An 18,521-nucleotide genomic window follows, 5' to 3' on the forward strand; every position below is an offset into this window, starting at 1 on the left:
TCTGCACTATCCTAATAACATTCAGTGGCATATAATGTTTGGATTACAAAAAATTTATAACATAATTTTATTCTGGTCCTTTATCACGGGTGTTTTCTGATAAATTTTGCGAGATTTGCATCGTAAGTAATTAAATAATAGGTTTATAAAATTCTAAAAATTTAAGTATTTTTGAATTAAACAAATAAGATCGTCTAATGATCAATAACAGAACTGAATCATTATCAATTATTAAGGAAACTACCTGTAGATTAATCCCCGGAAGCAAAGTGCTTTTATTTGGTTCCAGGGCAAGGAAAGAAAATAGTAATGATAGTGATTATGATTTTTTGGTAATAACCGAAGAAACAATTGGTGTTCAAAAAAAACGATCACTTAAAGCATTGATAAGAAAAGAGTTGGCAAAATATAAAATACCAGCTGATATTTTGATTCAAAGTGAGGAAGAAATAGAATTTAAGAAGGATATCACAGGGCATATTCTTAAACAGGTTCTTAGAGAGGGGGTTGTACTATGAATAAGGCTACTAAGGATTTTATTAATCAGTGGTTAACAAAAGCCGAGGAGGACTTGTTTGTTGTTGAAAAGCTTACAGAAAATGAAATTATTGCAACTTCCTCTGTTTGTTTTCATTGTCAGCAAGCAGTGGAAAAGTTTCTTAGGGCTTTTTTAATTGCTAACGGAATTGATACCAAGAAAACGCATAATATTGAATATTTACTATCAGAGTGTTCTGATTTTGATGGTGATTTTGTAGATATTGATCCAAAAGAATTAAGTGATTTTGGGGTTGATGCCCGATATCCTGGTGATATGTATATCCCGGACAAGGATGAGACATTAGCGTATAAAAAATTTGCGTTTGAAATCAAAGAACTTGTAGGACACAAACTTGATAAAATTATTAAATCAAAATAATTAGCCCATATTTTGATATCAAGAATTTTGATTAACAGGTATTTAATTGGTTTTTTATCTGCTCAAGGTGACAACTTTTTTTAACCGTTCTGATCTTGTAACTGAATTCAAAGTAAAGAGCACAATATAAATTCCTCCTTCACAAAGAGATCCGTTTCCATCTGTCCCGTTCCACGTAAAAATATTTGCATTGATCCCAGGCGTATTGTTACAGATTGTTTTAACCTGTCTTCCATTACGATCAAATACATCTATGCTGACAGTATATTCTGTTTCGTGATGAACCATAAATTGTAAAACATCCCGGTCTCCATCACCGTTTGGGGTAAAGTATTCATCTGAGACAGAAAAGAGTTCATCATTTAAGATTTCTATTTCCTTGTTTTGCCGATTGATTGCTCCGGGACTGGAATATGACGGAGCTATGCCTGCCGATGTCCAGTTGTCGGGATTGGATGATCCTTGATCCGGAGAAATACGTTCCAGCGAAATCCCCTTCGTGTCTTTCAATGCGGCAAGGTGCCACAATTCGGAATAGGCAACTTCGTCGAGAATGAATCCGGTTGCCGTAGTTAATACCACGCTTCCTTCGTCATTTGGTAAACTGTACATCTGAGTTACTTTGTAATTTACCTTAGGAAATTCATAGCCAAAATCCGTTAAGCCGAATTCTGATATTACAATATAACTTTCGGGTGGAATAAGAAAGGGTTCAACGCAAAGGGGAATTAAGGGTTCCAGCAGACCTTCTTCGTTTCGTTTAGTAACCCGGATGTCGCTGCTGTTTAAAAATTTTCCTGATGTGTTATAAAGTTCGATGTATTCCGGTTCGTACTCTAAAGGATCGATCATTAGCTCGTTGATAATCAGATCGCCCGTTTCAATATTATCAGGCATTGCAATGTTGAAGACGCTGTTTGTTATGTTGTCATTGAAGTCACGAATTTCATTAAACTCAATGCAGCACAGCTTGTCGGATTTCAGGGTTTCGGATAAGATGATATTCCATTTTATGTTGGCATGTTGAGATAACACTGATTTGATGCCATTTGACATCGTCATATTTTGAATTGTTGAGATATCAACAGGTTCACTAAAAGAGATCTCTATTTCATTTTCCTGAACCGGAAAGATATTACATACGTAGGGTGGAAGGTAATCTTCATTTACCATATCAACGCTGTTTACTTGTCCCGGGGTCCCACCGTCATTTCTAATACAGGAACACCAGTTGCCATTGGTTTGGTTGTTATCCGGATCAATGCGTTCCAGCGACCAGCCGCCCTCTTTTTTAAACGGCTCCTGATGCAGCTCGCTCCTATATTTAAGATAGTCGATGGTTTGTCCGTTTTCGTTGAGTAGTTCAATTGTGCATGCATCATTTGGAAGGGATGGAAACCTGCTGCTGATGATCTGATTGCTGACACCCAGATTGTAATCTGAAAAAGCCAGGAAAGAATGTGACGTAAGAAATCTGTCAGGAACAGGAAACTCATTGTCGTTGATTTTTAAAGTCCAGCCCGAAATATCGATGGAATAAGCGGATCGGTTAACCAGTTCAATGAATTCACTGCTATATCCCAGTGCCGGTGTTGGATCAGCCAAAACTTCGCTGATTACCACATCGAACATCACCGGAATATGATAAGACAGGATGGTATCAAATGCAGGAATTGTATCGCCATTCAGCAGCGGCAGATCAATAAAGGCGAAATTGTATTTTTTATCCGGAATCAGAGGACTAAAAGGTTTGATTAAAATCGTTTTGGGATCAGAGCCGGAAAAAAGTAAAACGCTGTCCAGACCAAGGGTGAAATTATCGGTTGTCGCCAGGTTCAAATCCGGTTGATAATTGCAGGTCATCGTAACAGTTTGGGAGTCGGTTATTTCAGCAAATTCGATTTTGGGTTCTGTATAATGTGTTAGAATAGTACCTGTATAAATGTTGCCGGATACGTCTTCAAGATTTTTGATCTGAACTTCAAAGTATCCGCTCAGCTTATCTGATATTTTAATTTCAAGTTTATTCTCTGTAACTGAGATTTGCCCTTCTGACACTTTCTGGTCATTAATCCAGATTTCTGTTCTGTTTAGTGTGATTGGTTCATTGAAGTAAGCATGAATAGTGCGACTATTGAAAACTAGGGCACTGTCAATTTGGGGTGGAACAGAATCAATATAGGCTTCTCCCGATATTGATATATCACTGAATCCGAGCAATTTTGAACGGGTTGACGTGTAGACACATTGCAATCCGAAATACGATGAACGTTCTATGGAAAGATCTTTTGCAGAACCTTCTGTCAGAAAGTTCTGTAAGCTCTCATCCTTATAGTAAAGTGTAAAGATCCCGGTTTTGCTTTTGGTCACTTTTAGCTGAAAGGCATTTTCTGTCTTATCAAGCCTGCTATTAGCCCCATCAATCAAAAGCGTTTCGATGCCATTGTTTAGTTTGTAAAGTTTCAGGTCGTCGTCGGTTGAACCACATTCCACAAAATACCCGTTACGAATCAATACCGGATTATTCTGATCGCAAACAAGGTATATCCGGCAATAATTGGAAGATGACGGATTGAACTGCATCTCAACGCTTGCTTCCCATGTAGCACTGTTAATAATTTCAGAGGGTGAGAAAATGATCTTCTCACCACTGACAGCTTCTGCATTTAACCGGATCTTGTTGTCATTAAACGTAAAATCGTTAGTATCTCCACTCCAAGAAAATTGTGGAAACAGTGGTGTTGCAAATAATATATGCAACCAAATTAAACATTTGATTTTCATAATCTTTTTCATTTGTTCAGGTATCGAAAAAAACACTAATTTTGCAAATCCAAATTAGTAGGTTTTTTTGAGTAATTTTTTACAATTTAAGTCACTTTTAAAAAAGAAACAAATTATGAAAGTAGCAATTGTCGGTGTGAGTGGTGCCGTAGGTCAGGAATTCTTAAATGTTCTTGACGAAAGAAATTTCCCTCTTGATGAATTGGTGTTGTTTGGTAGTGAACGTAGTGCAGGAAAAGTATATGAATTCAAGGGTAAAAAGCTGACTGTAAAAGAACTCAAACACAATGACGATTTTAAAGGTATTGATATAGCTCTGGTTTCTGCAGGCGGGGGAACGTCGAAAGATTTTGCTGACACCATCACAAAGCATGGAACGGTGATGATAGACAATTCGAGTGCCTTCAGAATGGATAAAGATGTGCCGTTGGTAGTTCCCGAAGTGAATCCGGAAGATGTAAATGACCGTCCGAGAAACATCATTGCCAATCCAAACTGTACAACTATTCAGATGGTAGTTGCGCTTAAGCCGCTGGAAGATATTTCGCATATTAAGAAAATTCATGTGGCTACCTACCAGGCTGCCAGTGGAGCAGGGGCTATGGGAATGGCTGAACTTGAAAACCAGATTAAGCAGGTTGCCAACGGAGAAGAGGCAACGGTAGAAAAGTTTCAGTATCAGCTGGCCATGAATATCATTCCTCAGGTGGATGTTTTTACCGATAACGGTTACACCAAAGAGGAAATGAAAATGTACAACGAGACCAAGAAAATCATGCATTCTGATGTGGATGTCAGCTCAACCTGTGTACGTATTCCTGTAATGCGTAACCATTCTGAAGCGGTATGGATTGAAACAGAAGATGAGATCTCCCTGGAACAGGCTTATGAAGCGTTCAGCAAAGCGGATGGAATCACCCTGATGGACGATCCTGCCAACAAAAAGTATCCGATGCCGCTGTTCTGTGCCAGTGAAGATAATGTATTTGTAGGCAGAGTGAGAAAAGACCTGACAAATCCTAAAGGTTTAACATTCTGGTGTGTTGGTGATCAGATAAAAAAAGGTGCAGCATTAAATGCGGTTCAGATTGCCGAGTATCTGGTTAAGCATAAATTATTGTAGTAAAATTAAGTTCTTAATATAAAGCTCCGGAGTATGCCGGAGCTTTTTTTATGCCTCATTTTAACATACATAAAGTATTTCTGATGTTAAAATTTTCGTTATTCTTCTATCTTTGCATCATCTATGGATTTTCAACTGATACAAACTGATTTACAAAGCAGTGCACGAGCGGGTCTTATTAAGACTGATCATGGTGAAATAGAAACACCAATTTTTATGCCTGTGGGAACTGTGGGCAGCGTAAAAGCGGTACATATTCCTGAGCTAGAAAATGAAGTACAGGCTCAGATTATTCTGGGGAATACCTATCATCTTTATCTGCGGCCCGGGCTTGAAATAATTGAAAAAGCCGGTGGACTGCATCAGTTTAATGGTTGGAAGAAACCCATTCTGACGGACAGTGGAGGATACCAGGTTTTTTCGCTGGCAGATAATCGTAAGCTAACCGAGGAAGGTGCCGTTTTCAGATCACACATAGATGGTTCTAAACATTTGTTTACACCGGAGAATGTGGTGGATATTCAGCGCACAATCGGTGCAGATATCATAATGGCTCTTGATGAATGTCCTCCGGGAGATGCTGATAAAGCGTATGCAAAGAAATCGTTGGAGCTAACCCATAGATGGCTGGATCGGGGCATAAATCAATTTGACGGTACTGAACCGAAATACGGCCATTCACAAACCTTTTTCCCAATTGTGCAGGGAGCAGGTTATCCGGATCTGAGACGCAAAAGCGCTGAGTTTATCGCCTCTAAAAACAGGGAAGGTAATGCCATTGGAGGCTTATCGGTTGGCGAACCTGCAGAGGTGATGTATGAAATGATAAGCGTGGTGAATGAGGTATTACCAAAAGATAAACCACGCTACCTTATGGGCGTGGGTACGCCGGCTAATATCCTGGAAGGCATTTCTCTGGGTGTGGATATGTTTGACTGTGTGATGCCAACACGAAACGGACGCAATGGAATGATATTTACCAGTGAAGGGATCATGAATATGCGCAATAAAAAGTGGAGCGACGATTTCACACCGCTTGATCCGGGCGGAACAGCCTTTGTTGACCGGATTTATTCCAGGTCGTATGTCCGCCATTTATTTGTTAGCGGGGAGATTTTAGGCATGCAGATTGCTTCCATCCATAATCTAGCGTTTTATCTCTGGCTGGTAAAAGAAGCCAGAAAACATATTCTTGAGGGCGATTTTGCTTCATGGAAAACCGTAATGATGAAAAAAGTAACAACACGACTATAATTCAGACTGGTGCTTAAAAAGATCGACATATACATCATTAAAAAGTTTCTCGGAACTTATTTTCTGGCCATATTACTCATAATAGGTATTGCTGTAGTATTTGATTTGTCCGAAAAACTGGATAATTTTCTCCAGAACGATGCACCCGTCAAGGCTATTATTTTTGATTATTACCTGAATTTTATACCCTATTTTGCAAACCTTTTCAGTCCGTTATTTACGTTTATATCGGTTATCTACTTTACATCTAAACTGGCATACGATACAGAGATTATTGCAATCCTTGCAGGAGGAGTGAGCTTTAAACGCCTGGTGAGGCCTTATATGATCAGTGCCGGTTTTATTGCATTAATGACCTTTTTGCTGAGTAGTTATGTCATTCCTCCGGCTAATATGAAACGGCTGATTTTTGAGGATAACTATTACAAGCAGCGTAAAAAAGAAGATACGCAGAATATTCATGTGGAGATTGAACCCGGTCTGTTCATTTCCATTAACAGATTCAGTTTCAGAAGTAAGATAGCGCGAAATATCTACCTTGAACGTTTTGACGGCAAAAAGCTGGTATCCAGATTAGAAGCCACGTCGGGTAAGTTTGACGAAGAAACAGGAAAGTGGAAGTTTAATGATTATGAAATCCGAAATTTTGAACCCTGGAAGGAAGATGTGGTCATGGGGAAGGAGATTGATACGACGCTGGACCTGACATTACAGGATTTTTATACCTACGACCGGTATTATGAAACACTGACAAATAATGAACTTGAAAAGTATATCAAAAAGCAAACAGACAGGGGCGTAGGTAATGTGGAGGAGTTTGTCATTGAGAAATACAACAGGTTTGCCAATTCATTCTCAGCTTTTATTCTTACCCTTATTGGTGTTTCCATTTCTTCACGAAAAGTAAAAGGAGGTACCGGGCTTCATATGGGTCTAGGCTTGCTCCTGAGCTTTTCCTACATTCTCTTTTCAACTGTATCAACAACCTTTGCTATCAATGGAGAAATGAACATGTTGCTGGCGGTCTGGCTGCCCAATATCATTTATATTTTTATTGCCGCTTTCCTTTATAAATACGCACCTAAATAATTACTGGGCTATCAGAATTTCTTTCATTTTTCTGATTTGTTCAGGGGATCCCAACACAAATAACTGATCCGTTTGAGATAATTCGAAATCAGCAGATGGGTTAAAAACAAAACTACCTTCTTCTGTTTTGACCCCCACAATATTTACTCCCGTTTTATCGCGCAGACCCAGATCTTTGATTTTGGTTCCCGGAACATTTTCCGACATCAGTTCGCAGGGAACCATTTCAAGGCTGACATCTTTGGCGCTTTGTAATAAAACATATTCCCAGAACTCAACTACATCGGGTTGAGCCACCAGTTTGGCCATACGCTGACCGCCAATACGGTCCGGCATAATTACATTGTCGGCTCCGGCCCTTCTCAGTTTCATATCTGACTTAAAATCCGACGCACGGCTGATGATTTTTATGGTTGGGTTCATTTCCCGGGCGGTAAGCACCACATAAATGTTATCCGCATCATTCGGCAGTGCCGTAATTAAGGCCTTGGCTTTCATGATCTGTGCTTCATTCAGCACCTCTTCAGACGCTGCATCACCCTGGATAAATAAACGCTCAGGATTTTCGCGGATCCGCTCAACCACATTATCCCGTTTTTCAATCACGATAAAATCAATATGGTGGTCTGCCAGTTCTTCCACAGCCTGAAAACCGTTTCGCCCATAGCCGCAAACAATCACATGATCCTTGAGTTTTGTAATCTGCTTTTTCACGTTATAGTCTTTAATTTTTTGTCTGAAGTAACCATCCAGCAGAAGCCTTGTAAAATGCGTAACAGCATAACCAATGACAAAAATACTGTAGATGATGATAAACATGGTAAACCACTTACCCGTGTCATGTAACGGGCTTACCTCCCTGTATCCAACAGTAGCTGCTGTTATAACGGTCATATAAAGGGCATCGGTTATGGAATAACCTTCAATAAACATATACCCGGTAGTGCCAATAACAAAAAGGCCAATCACCAGAATAAGCGTTATGAATACGTCCTTAAAACCAACTACCGTTTTTACACGCTTCATCCTTTCTTAGTTAAGATTTGATGTCCTATCTGACAAGATAAGCATTTTTTTACTTTGCAGTAATTATTATACAAATATATTAAAGCCTGCGATTGAAAAGCGTTTTCCGGCACAATATTATGTGTGCCCCACCTGTTTATAATGCTGTTTTTTTCAGGTTTTATTTTCTCCAGTAAAGCCAGTGATCTGCTGACATATATATCCTTGCCAACCGACTTGCCATAGGTGAATAAGAAAGGAACTATGGTGTTCAGTATAATCAGTGTTTTTGATGTTTGACCTAGCTTTCGTTTTCCGGGTGACGTTTTTGGGGCAATGTTGAATCGGTAATGATTTGCCCAATAGTCATTGGCCTCTGCAGATATAAGTTGAAAAATTTCATCCGGGTTTCCGGCTTCCAGTATTCCGGAGAGCAAAGCTTGCTGCCCATGCAGTAAGTTGCACAGTTGTGCAATTCTGACCGTAGGGAAATTATTTGGCCGTAACCGCATAAAGTGCCACATATGCCTTTCAAGTGGTTTGAGCCGGTACTTGGTAGCAAGAAACAAATATTCTTTCCGAAGGCTGTTGTAATAGTCGTCTTCGGCCAGCATTTCATCCAGAAATCCAGCCTGCCCGAATAGTAACGCTTCAACCTGAAAAAGGCTGTCGCTGTGTTTTAGGATGATATTCAGAGGGAGTGATTTTGCCAGTAATTCAAACGGTTCACTGTTGATACCAAAACCAAAATTGCGGGTAAGCAGAATATAAAATGTTTCATTCCAGTTGTTGTGATTTCTTAACAATAAATCACATATTGTTGCATACTTTTTTTCCAGTTTTTCGTATAATATAGTAGTGAGCCATGAAAATAAATATATTTCTTTTATATTGTGCAGGTTTTGACCGCAGGGGATGGCGGTTACTCGCATTAAAAGAGAATTATATTCGTTGACAAGGGAGGATGAGATCTGCATTACAAGTGTGGGGATTCGGTTTTTTAGCTCATTGTATGTCGGCTGGTCGTAGGAGTGAACCACATGCAGGATAACATTGTTATACTGTTTGTTAGTATGGTGTTTGTGCCTTATCCAATCACTGGAACAGGCATGAATTTCAATGTTCCCCACCCACAGGGTGCCGTCTATTTTGACTTTAGCATTAAAGAAGTCAGGCCCGCTATCGTGGTTTAGCTGACCCGGATCAATAACCTCTATTCTCTCATTAGTGTCAGTTAGCAATTCCACTTGCGAATATAGCTTATAGAGCCAGGCAAATTGGAGTAAGTCTTCTTTCATGGTTTTATCATTTAGAGTGTGAGGTAAATATACAAAAAGTATCTAAATTTTTGTATAAATGCGTTGATAATCAAATTAATGTGTTATGGGAGCAAAGGATATTAAAGGGGAAAAATGGAAGCCAGTGTGGTTTGAAAATATTCATCCGGACGAAAAGTATGAGGTTTCTGATTTTGGACGGATTCGTCGGTGGAAACCCAAACATGATGACTGGAAAATTTTGAGTACATCAAATCAGAGGAAGGATGGTACCGGGTATCATTACTTCAGGTTTAAAGGTGCCGATAATCAATTACGGACAAAATCTGTTCACCGTCTGGTGGCTTTGGCTTTTGTGTCAAAACCATCACCGGAGCATGATTTTGTGTGTCATGTTGATTATAACAAGGGCAACAACAGAGCAGATAATCTGAAATGGGTTACCCGTTCAGAGCTGGTTAAACATAACCAGGAGAACCCTAAAGTTATTGCCGGTCATAAACGGACCTTAGGTCTTGTGCGCCGTGCAAAGCTTAGTGAGTCGGATGTGATCAGGTTAAAGAAAAAGCTGAAAAGAGGTAAAACCAAGGTGCATACTCTTGCCAAGGAGTTTGGTATTACAGAGGTTCAGGTTAACCGGATAAAAAAAGGTGAAAACTGGAAACACATCACCATTGATGATAAGGATTAACAGTTCGCAACTGCACTGCAGAGTATCTTTATCATGTTTTCAGTGTTTTGTTTAAATATTTCAATAACAGCCTGCCAGGTAACAGGTTCTTCGTCTGTTTTCCAGCAATCGTAATCTGTTGCCATGGCTATTGCTGCATAAGGTAATCCTGCTTCATTAGCCAGAATAACTTCAGGAGCTGTGGACATATTGATGATGTCTGCTCCCCAGGATCTGAACATGTTTGATTCAGCCCGGGTGGAAAACCGGGGACCTTCTATTGTTACAATAGTGCCCTTCGGATGGTAATTGACAGGCATACTTTTACAGGTTGCAACTAACAGCTTTCGTAAGCCGTCATCAAAGGGATCAGCCATCGGTGTGTGATGCATCTCACCCGGTTTGAAGGTATCATAAAAAGTAGTGGCGCGATGTCTCGTCATATCTATAAACTGATCCGCCACGACAAAATCCCCACGATGTATCTCTTCTCTTAAACTTCCACAGGCAGTCGTGGCAAGAATTCCTGAACATCCAAGTTCTTTTAAGAGCCAGATATTAGCTCTGTTATTGACATGCGTCGGAGAAATGGTGTGTTTTTTGCCATGTCTCGAAATCAATATCACTTCTTTACCTTCAATGTAGCCCTTAGTATATAGAACATCTCCATAAGGCGTGACGGAATGTTCTTCGCTTGCGTTTGTAAGAATTTCAGGATTTTCCAGTCCCGAGCCACCAATAATTGCTATAGGATTCATATCAGGCGTTTTAGTAAGCGCGCCAGCGCATAAACAATAATCAGAACAGATATGATAACCGGTCCTGTAATCAAATCAAAATTATATGATATCAGAAGGCCGCTTAAAGTGGCAAAGATGCCAATGATGATTGATCCGAAAATAATTTTTTTGAAATTACGGGTAAACAGGTTGGCTGTTTCCTGTGGTATGGAGAGCAATGCAAGAATGAGAATAATACCTACAACCCGGATTGTTATGACAACGGTTGCTGCCGTTAAAATAATCAGCAGGCTGTTAATAAGGTTTACAGGAATATGTCTGACCCTTGCAAAATCCTCGTCAAACGAGGTGATCAGTATTGTATTATAGTAAAACACAAAAAAAAGCGTGGTAACAAGAACCAGTCCTGCCATCAACCACAGTTCTGACGAGTTGATGGTAAGAATGTTGCCCAAAAGATAGGACATCAGATCGGGAGAATATCCCGGTTTCAGCGAAACCAGCAGAATGCCGGCGGCCATACCGGCGGACCATGCCACCGCAATAACAGAGTCTTTTCTGAACTTAAAGCGGTGTGATACGTGTTCAATGCCCAGTCCGGCAAGGATGGCAAATGCAGCACCCGAAAATATGGGGTTAAAACCAAGGTAGTATCCAAGGCCTATTCCTCCGAATGCGGCATGTGATAATCCTCCACTGACAAAGACCATTTTTTTAGCAACGATGTAGGTGCCTATAATACCGCATAAAATGCTTGCCAAAAGACTACCCAGAAGCGCATTCGTGAAAAACCGGTAATCAAATAAACTCAGTAAATCATTCATGAATGTGGGTTTTTAATACACGATGAGGCACCTTGCCGTGTGTGATAAGTTCAACAGGACACTGATAACTTTCCAGCATTTCTTCGGTAATTTCATTATTGGGATGGTAATGCATAGTGTAATTGATACATGCAATGGTTTTTACATAACTCGATATAATTCCCAGATCGTGTGAAACCAAAATAATAGCCATTCGTGTATTCAAATCGTTCAGAATAGAATATAACATATCCTCAGAATGTTGATCAAGATATGTATTGGGTTCATCCAAAAGTAAAAGATCCGGGTTCGAGATAATAGCCCTTCCCAATAACGCCCGCTGCATCTCTCCACCGGAGATTTCTGAGATGGCTGCTCCTTTAAGGTGTGTAAGATGAAGTTGCTCAAGAAGTGCGTCTGTTTCTCTCAGATCTTTTTTACTGTATCTCATGCTCCATTTTTTACTGGTTCCGGAGGCCACAACTTCCCTTACCCGAATTGGAAACTGCTGGTCGATCTGGTTTTTCTGCGCCAGGTATCCAACCCTCAGCTTATCAGATGGTTTATTGTTACGGTAAGCCTGCATTTTACCGCGCTCTGGTTGCAGCAGTCCCACAATAACCTTTACCAGGGTTGTTTTACCCCCGCCGTTAGGGCCAATGAAACCAATAAAGTCATTTTGATTGATGGTTAAGGAGATGCCTTCAATGGCTCTTTTTTTATCGTAACCGGCACTAATATCACTAAGTTCCAGAATTTTTGACATGCTAAAGTTGTTTTAAATAGTTTGCCAGTTTTTCAGATTCGGCCATGTAATCATAGCCTAACGGATCAATTTCAATAAGTTTTGCTCCTGATTCATCAGCGATAATCTGTGCTTTGCTTTTATCGAATTGTTTCTGGATAAAGATATATTTAATCTGCCGGTTTTTAATTTCGTCAATCAGTTGCCTGATATATGCTGCGGTTGGTTCCTTGCCTTCTTTCTCAATGGAGATTTGTTCAAACCCATAGTCGTGTGCAATATAGGATAAGGCAGGATGATAAATTACAAAAGTTTTCTCTTTCGCCTTATCTGCTGCCTCAGTAAATAATGAATCGAGTTTGTTTAAATCGTGCTGCAGAATGGCATAAGCGCTATCCAGTGACGCCTGTTTAAAAAGTTCAGAATATCCCAGCATCGCATACATAATCTCCACCATTTTTTTAGCCTGTTTGGGTGAAACCCATAAGTGCGGATCCGATTCTTCATGCTCAGCAGGGGAATCTTCATGATGATGGCCTTCTATTCTTACAATTCCAGCTGTTGTGTTGATGAACATGGTGGTTTCATTCAAATCCTTGAATTTCGGTAACCATACATTCTCAAACCCAAGCTGATCAATGTAGAAGTAATAAACCGAATGGTTCATATCTCTCATCTGTTTCGGTGTGGGACTGTAAGTTACAGGATTACTTCCGGGTGGCAGCAAACAATTTACATGCACTTTCCCGTCTGTTAATATGTCAAGCCACTGCTTTTGAGGAAGTATAGAAACTGACATGGTAATGCCTTGTTCTTTTTTTGAAGTACAAGCTGAGAAAAACGTAATAATGCTGATTAAAATAATAAGTGAAAAAAAACGGTTTTTCATCATATGAAAAAAATTGTAACTTTATAACAACCCTTTACATTGTTTGTTGCAAAATTATAACCTAAAACAATGAAAAAAAATTTAATCTCAAATTATCTCAGGGATTTTACAGCATTGCTGTTTCCCGACCTCTGTTTTGCCTGCTCACGTCCATTGCTTGGCGATGAGAAATTTATCTGTCTTTCATGTGAATACGATCTGCCTGAAACACATTTTGATGTGATGGAAGGAAATCCTGTGGAGCAATCTTTTTGGGGGAGGACAGTTATTTTTTCTGCTACAGCTTATGTGCGTTTTGAAAAAGGAAATAAAGTGCAGCATTTAATGCATGCCCTGAAATATAACGGGCAAAAGGAGTTGGGCGTATATATGGGAGAGTTGATGGGGCGAAGCATTAGTGAAAACTCAAGATTTAACTGCATTGATGCCATTTTGCCGGTCCCCTTACACCCTAAGAAATATCGTAAAAGAACCTACAATCAAAGTGAGTGCCTGGCAGCCGGAATTGGCAATATCCTGCAAAAACCGGTTTTAAGTAGTGTTTTAATTAGAAAGGTTTTTAATCCAACGCAGACCAAAAAAGGACGGTATCAACGCTGGGAAAATGTGGAAGGCATTTTTGAAGTTACAGATCCGGAGTTGCTGCAGGGCAAACATCTTTTGCTGGTTGACGATGTAATTACTACCGGTTCAACCCTTGAGGCAGCAGCTTTACCTCTTGCAAATATTATAAATACCCGGGTTAGTGTAATGACATTTGCATTGGCCTGAAAAACCTGATATTATGAATAAATACATGTTATTGCTGAGTATTGCGATATGCAATACGATGCTCGCTTCCGATTTTTATTTTCCGGCCGGAGCCTCATCAGGTGCTTTATCACATGCCACTGTTGGAGATTTTGACTTTTGGTCGGTTATCAATAATCCGTCATTCACAGCACGTTATGAAAAACCGGAGGTTGGTATAAACTATGAATCCAGGTTTGCATTAAAAGAGTTATCTGTAAGTTCTGTTGGTCTTGTTTACCCGGTCAGTACAGGTACGGTATTTTCTTCCTTTCAGCACTTTGGCTATTCGGTTTACCACGAGATAAGGTTTGGTATGGGCTACTCGCGGACTTTCGGTGATAAATTTGGCGCGGCAGTGCAGTTTAATTTATTGGCATTCAGGCCCGACCCGGAAACAAAAGAGTTGTATACGTTTTCTGCCGATGTAAGTCTGAATGCCAAACTTACGGATAACCTGGATCTTGGCTTTAATCTGATTAATATCCCTTCTTCAAAATTTGAAAATGATGTGGGAACTCAGGTGCCGGTAAGATACAGGTTCGGACTGAACTGGAAGCTTTCAGGTTCATTTCGTGTGCTTACAGAGATTTCAGGGAAGAATGGGGATAGGCCTGATATCAGATGTGGGATCAGTTATGAACTCATTGAGAATTTTAACTTTTCCGCTGGTGTCGCATCTTATCCACTGGCAGTATCTGCCGGCATTTCATACTCTAAGTGGAACTTACATCCTGGAGTTTCCTGTGCAATGATCAGACAAATTGGTAAAATATGGAACTGTTCTGTAAGTTACGTATTCTGATCATCCCTCTGCTTGCCAGCTTCCAGTTTCAGCATATTCATGCGCAGGAGTTTGGATCAACCCTTGAGGAGGTCATGGAGGAGATCGCGGCAAACAGCGAAGATGAACTGCCGGAAGATTGGATTGAATACATGTTTGAACTCTCTGAGCATCCGCTGAATTTGAATTCAGCCAGTAAGGAAGCATTGGAACGCATCAGGTTTCTGACTTTGTATCAGATTGAGAATCTGCATTATTATATTTATCAATACGGAGCCTTGTACTCGGTTTATGAACTGATGGCAATCAAAGGATTTGATGAGCAGACTGTGCGCTGGCTGTCTCACTTTGTGACTGTAAATAGAGTGCAGGAACCGGCATACGGCAGGTTTAATAAAAAAGATACTGTTTTTATGCACCATGAAACATTGTTGAGATTATCCGGTGTGGCAGAACCACTAAAGGGTAGTGTAGATGGTACCTTTGCAGGTTCACCTGTTCAGCTTTTGTTAAAGCACCAAACGGAAGCAGGGAATTATTCTTTTGGATTCACGTATGAAAAGGATGCCGGTGAATCGTTTTGGGACAATAACTTACAACGACCTGAATATGCTTCATGTTTTGCTGAATATAAGGACACCGGTTTGGTCAGGCATGTGCTTGTTGGCAATTACAGGGTGAATTTTGGTCAGGGGCTTAATCTTTGGCAAAACTTTGGATTCGGAAAATCTTCCATGGTAATGAACGGGGTAAAGTCAGGTCCTGTTTTTACGAAACACTCTTCTGCCTCAGAATATAACTATTTTCAGGGAGCAGCCGGTACATTTAATCTGTTTGATGCGGAGCTTTCAGTATTTGGCTCATATCGCAGGCAGGATGCTACGTTAAAGAAGGAAGAGGATCAAATAATTGTTTCTTCCGTGAATGAAACCGGTTATCACAGAACCGAAAGCGAAAAAAGTAGGAAGGCCAATCTGGATCAGACAGCTATAGGTGCACGGTTTTCAAAACGCTACAGGAAAATGAAATTTGGATCGGGCATTCATGCCATTATGTTTGATTATCCTGTATCTGCTGTAACTGATGCATTTTCATCTAAAGTCTATAAAGGATTCTCTGTCGATTTGTTATATACCGGAACGAATCTGATAGCCTGGGGAGAGATTGGATCCGATCTTAACGGTAAGTTTGCCGGTCTGGGTGGGCTGAATTTGTATCCCTTCAGTACAGTATCATTATCGCTTGTTGCCCGTTCCTTTCCGGCAGGCTATCAGGTTGTATACAGTTCACCATTTTCAGAAACCGGGAAAAGTGAAAATGAAAAAGGTGTTTATCTTGGATTGGAGTTTCTTCCTTTTGCCGGGATAAAAGTGCAGACTTATCTGGATCTTTTCCGGTTCGATGCTCCGCGGTTTAATGTGGATGATCCATCTTCCGGATTTGAAACACTTACCGCCGTTTCATGGGCACTGTCTCGCACAACAAACCTGAATCTGAAGTTTAAATTTGAACAGAAGGAGAAAAATTATCCGGATGCTACTTATAATACCGTTCAACCCTTTGATAAGTTTTCGGTCAGGTTTAGTCTTAAATCTGAGGTGCAGGAATGGCTCTCATTACAAAGCAGAATCGATTATATTCGTAATAGCTATTCCGGTTCGCCGGAGAACGGATGGATGTTCCTGCAGGATATTAAAGTGGATTTGCCAAACCCTGATATAGGACTGACTGCAAGGTTAGCTTTTTTTAGTACAGACTCGTATTATACTGGTGTTTACGCCTATGAGCCGGATGTGTTGTATGCCTTTTCTGTTCCGGTTTATTATGGGCAGGGGGTGCGTTTTTTAATGAACTTAAATTATAAGTTATCGAAACGCATTGTAATGTATATAAAGTGTGGCCGTTTTATTTACGATAACAGGGAGAAAACTGGCAGTGGCGTAACGGAAATCGAAGGAAATAAAAAAACAGATTTACGTTTTCAGTTGAGAATAAAGTTTTAGGTCTAAGTAAGTTGTTTAAAACCTGTCAATTAAATTCGTTCCTGTCCCTTTTCTCTCAACAAGTTTTCGCTATATTTGCTTTCTTCAAAACGGGACTCAAGGATGAAACAAAACCTCACGGCAAGGTTATTTTTTGTAATTTTTACTCTTCTTATTGGTACTGTGGGTGTTGCGCAGGATTCTCCAAAGCGGGAATTGCGTGGCGTTTGGGTGGCAACAGTGCTGAATATTGACTGGCCATCGAAACCCGGAATGAATGCCAGGCAGCAGCAGCGCGAAATAGACCAGTTGCTTGATGATTTTAAATCGTTGAATCTGAATGCTGTTTTTCTTCAGATTCGCCCGGTAAGTGATGCCATTTATCGGTCGAACTATGAACCGTGGTCGCAGTATTTATCAGGCATACAGGGTGAGGCACCAAATCCGTTATATGATCCCCTGGATTATTTTATTGAAGGTTGCCATAACAGGGGAATGGAATTGCATGCCTGGCTGAATCCTTTCAGGGTAAAGCAGAAGCCTGAAGATGAACTGGTAAAGGGACACATTTTTGAACAGCATCCGGAATGGGGATGGGAATATGGAACCAAGACCTACCTGGATCCGGGAATTCCTGCTGTGAGAGATTTTGTGGCTGAAATTGTTAAGGATGTTGTCAGCCGGTACGATATTGACGGGATTCATTTTGATGATTATTTCTACCCCTATCCCATTGAAGGTACTGAAATCCCCGATTCTGTTACGTTTGAAACATACAATAACGGTTATACCAAAGACCGTATGGCAGACTGGCGAAGAAATAATGTTGATGCTTTTATTTTTAAAATCAACCGCGATATCAAGGATATTAAACCCTGGATTCAGTTTGGTATCAGTCCTTTTGGTGTATGGCGAAATAAGCAGGATGATCCGGATGGTTCTGATACGGATGCCGGTGTGACGGCCTATGATGATTTATATGCCGACGTAATAAAGTGGTTAAGGCTGGGATGGGTGGATTACCTCGTCCCCCAGATCTACTGGCAGTTTGGTCATCCGAAAGCTGACTTTAAAACGCTGGCTGATTGGTGGGGAGATCATGCATTTAAGAGGAATATATTTGTAGGACATGCGCTTTACCGGCTTACTCAGGAGGGAGCTGACGCGGCATGGGAGAATCCGGTTGAGTTTCCCAAACAGATAAGATACGTCAGGAATAATCCGAATCTGAAAGGCAGTGTCTGGTTCAGCAGTTCCCGTTTTTTTAATGAAACGATTGGTTTTACACAGTTTCTTAGAAATGCGTATTACAGAAATAAAGCTTTAATGCCGGAGATATCATGGATAAAAGGTGATGTACCTTTTACACCGGTTAATGTACAGGCTAAAAAAGTGAAAGATAATAATATGCTTATTGCATGGGATGAGCCATTTGTAAAGGAGGGTTTTTCAGAACCAAAATTTTATGTAATTTACAGGTGCAAAAAAGGTGAAGCAATAGATAAAAATGATCCGAAATATATTTATGATGTTGTAAAACATCCTGAATACCTTGTTCGTATTCCGCTTTTTAATCTCCGAAAAGATCAGTACATATACAGGATCACCACAATAGACAGGCTCAACAGAGAAAGTGAACTTAGCAATCCGGTTGTAATAAATCAGTAA

The 18,521-nt window shown here is 40.2% G+C and carries 17 protein-coding genes; 10 read left to right on the plus strand and 7 right to left on the minus strand.

What is annotated here, in order from left to right; all coding sequences use genetic code 11:
- Window positions 1–197 precede the first annotated feature (197 nt).
- Window positions 198–518 (plus strand): nucleotidyltransferase domain-containing protein, encoded by a 321-nt coding sequence (locus tag ACE1EF_RS17320; protein WP_375721957.1) that lies wholly within the window; start codon window positions 198–200, stop codon window positions 516–518.
- Complete coding sequence (locus tag ACE1EF_RS17325) at window positions 515–919, plus strand: HEPN domain-containing protein (protein WP_375721958.1); 405 nt, start codon at window positions 515–517, stop codon at window positions 917–919. The genes ACE1EF_RS17320 and ACE1EF_RS17325 overlap by 4 nt, the downstream gene beginning before the upstream one ends.
- A gap of 54 nt (window positions 920–973) precedes the next feature.
- Here the strand turns inward: ACE1EF_RS17325 and ACE1EF_RS17330 are convergent, their stop codons facing one another.
- Complete coding sequence (locus ACE1EF_RS17330) at window positions 974–3,703, minus strand: lamin tail domain-containing protein (RefSeq protein WP_375721959.1); 2,730 nt, start codon at window positions 3,701–3,703, stop codon at window positions 974–976.
- Window positions 3,704–3,818: 115 nt separating this feature from the next.
- Here ACE1EF_RS17330 and ACE1EF_RS17335 point away from each other — a divergent pair, with 115 nt between their 5' ends.
- The 3 genes from ACE1EF_RS17335 to ACE1EF_RS17345 all read left to right on the plus strand — a co-directional run bounded on the left by ACE1EF_RS17335 (window position 3,819) and on the right by ACE1EF_RS17345 (window position 7,169).
- Window positions 3,819–4,826, plus strand: a complete 1,008-nt coding sequence (locus ACE1EF_RS17335) for an aspartate-semialdehyde dehydrogenase (protein ID WP_375721960.1) — start codon at window positions 3,819–3,821, stop codon at window positions 4,824–4,826.
- Window positions 4,827–4,949: 123 nt separating this feature from the next.
- Entirely contained in the window at window positions 4,950–6,080 is a 1,131-nt protein-coding gene (tgt, locus tag ACE1EF_RS17340; protein ID WP_375721961.1) for a tRNA guanosine(34) transglycosylase Tgt, read from the plus strand.
- Window positions 6,081–6,089: 9 nt separating this feature from the next.
- A complete protein-coding gene (locus tag ACE1EF_RS17345; RefSeq protein ID WP_375721962.1) occupies window positions 6,090–7,169 on the plus strand; it encodes an LptF/LptG family permease in 1,080 nt (359 codons plus the stop codon).
- Here ACE1EF_RS17345 and ACE1EF_RS17350 read toward each other — a convergent pair whose 3' ends face one another.
- Both ACE1EF_RS17350 and ACE1EF_RS17355 read right to left on the minus strand, forming a co-directional pair.
- Complete coding sequence (locus ACE1EF_RS17350; protein WP_375721963.1) at window positions 7,170–8,195, minus strand: potassium channel family protein; 1,026 nt, start codon at window positions 8,193–8,195, stop codon at window positions 7,170–7,172. It abuts the gene before it with no gap.
- Window positions 8,192–9,472 carry a DUF2851 family protein gene (locus ACE1EF_RS17355; protein ID WP_375721964.1) on the minus strand — a complete coding sequence of 427 codons (1,281 nt, stop codon included), beginning with the start codon at window positions 9,470–9,472 and terminating at the stop codon, window positions 8,192–8,194. The genes ACE1EF_RS17350 and ACE1EF_RS17355 overlap by 4 nt, the downstream gene beginning before the upstream one ends.
- An 85-nt stretch (window positions 9,473–9,557) precedes the next feature.
- On the opposite strand from ACE1EF_RS17355, the gene ACE1EF_RS17360 reads away from it, so the two are divergent.
- Entirely contained in the window at window positions 9,558–10,142 is a 585-nt protein-coding gene (locus tag ACE1EF_RS17360) for an HNH endonuclease (RefSeq protein ID WP_375721965.1), read from the plus strand.
- Here the strand turns inward: ACE1EF_RS17360 and mtnP are convergent.
- The 4 genes from mtnP to ACE1EF_RS17380 are packed head-to-tail and all read right to left on the minus strand — an operon-like array spanning window position 10,139 to window position 13,301.
- Window positions 10,139–10,879 (minus strand): S-methyl-5'-thioadenosine phosphorylase, encoded by a 741-nt coding sequence (mtnP, locus tag ACE1EF_RS17365; protein ID WP_375721966.1) that lies wholly within the window; start codon window positions 10,877–10,879, stop codon window positions 10,139–10,141. The two genes, ACE1EF_RS17360 and mtnP, sit on opposite strands and share 4 nt — an antisense overlap.
- Window positions 10,876–11,685, minus strand: coding sequence for a metal ABC transporter permease (locus tag ACE1EF_RS17370; RefSeq protein ID WP_375721967.1), 810 nt, complete (start codon window positions 11,683–11,685; stop codon window positions 10,876–10,878). The genes mtnP and ACE1EF_RS17370 overlap by 4 nt, the downstream gene beginning before the upstream one ends.
- Entirely contained in the window at window positions 11,678–12,430 is a 753-nt protein-coding gene (locus tag ACE1EF_RS17375) for a metal ABC transporter ATP-binding protein (RefSeq protein ID WP_375721968.1), read from the minus strand. Before ACE1EF_RS17375 ends, ACE1EF_RS17370 begins: the two co-directional genes overlap by 8 nt.
- Window position 12,431: 1 nt before the next feature.
- The gene (locus ACE1EF_RS17380; protein ID WP_375721969.1) at window positions 12,432–13,301 is read right to left on the minus strand and encodes a metal ABC transporter solute-binding protein, Zn/Mn family; all 870 of its coding nucleotides are present in this window, start codon (window positions 13,299–13,301) and stop codon (window positions 12,432–12,434) included.
- A 66-nt stretch (window positions 13,302–13,367) separates the two neighbouring features.
- Between ACE1EF_RS17380 and ACE1EF_RS17385 the strand changes: the two genes are divergently transcribed.
- The 4 genes from ACE1EF_RS17385 to ACE1EF_RS17400 all read left to right on the plus strand — a co-directional run bounded on the left by ACE1EF_RS17385 (window position 13,368) and on the right by ACE1EF_RS17400 (window position 18,521).
- Window positions 13,368–14,069, plus strand: coding sequence for a ComF family protein (locus ACE1EF_RS17385; protein WP_375721970.1), 702 nt, complete (start codon window positions 13,368–13,370; stop codon window positions 14,067–14,069).
- Window positions 14,070–14,082: 13 nt separating this feature from the next.
- Window positions 14,083–14,892, plus strand: coding sequence for a PorV/PorQ family protein (locus ACE1EF_RS17390; RefSeq protein WP_375721971.1), 810 nt, complete (start codon window positions 14,083–14,085; stop codon window positions 14,890–14,892).
- A complete protein-coding gene (locus ACE1EF_RS17395; protein WP_375721972.1) occupies window positions 14,862–16,874 on the plus strand; it encodes a helix-hairpin-helix domain-containing protein in 2,013 nt (670 codons plus the stop codon). Before ACE1EF_RS17390 ends, ACE1EF_RS17395 begins: the two co-directional genes overlap by 31 nt.
- Window positions 16,875–16,976: 102 nt before the next feature.
- Window positions 16,977–18,521 carry a glycoside hydrolase family 10-like protein gene (locus ACE1EF_RS17400; RefSeq protein WP_375721973.1) on the plus strand — a complete coding sequence of 515 codons (1,545 nt, stop codon included), beginning with the start codon at window positions 16,977–16,979 and terminating at the stop codon, window positions 18,519–18,521.

Origin of the sequence: Quyinboa sediminis, from assembly GCF_042219855.1 — a bacterium.
Lineage (GTDB): Bacteria > Bacteroidota > Bacteroidia > Bacteroidales > UBA5342 > JBHJHP01.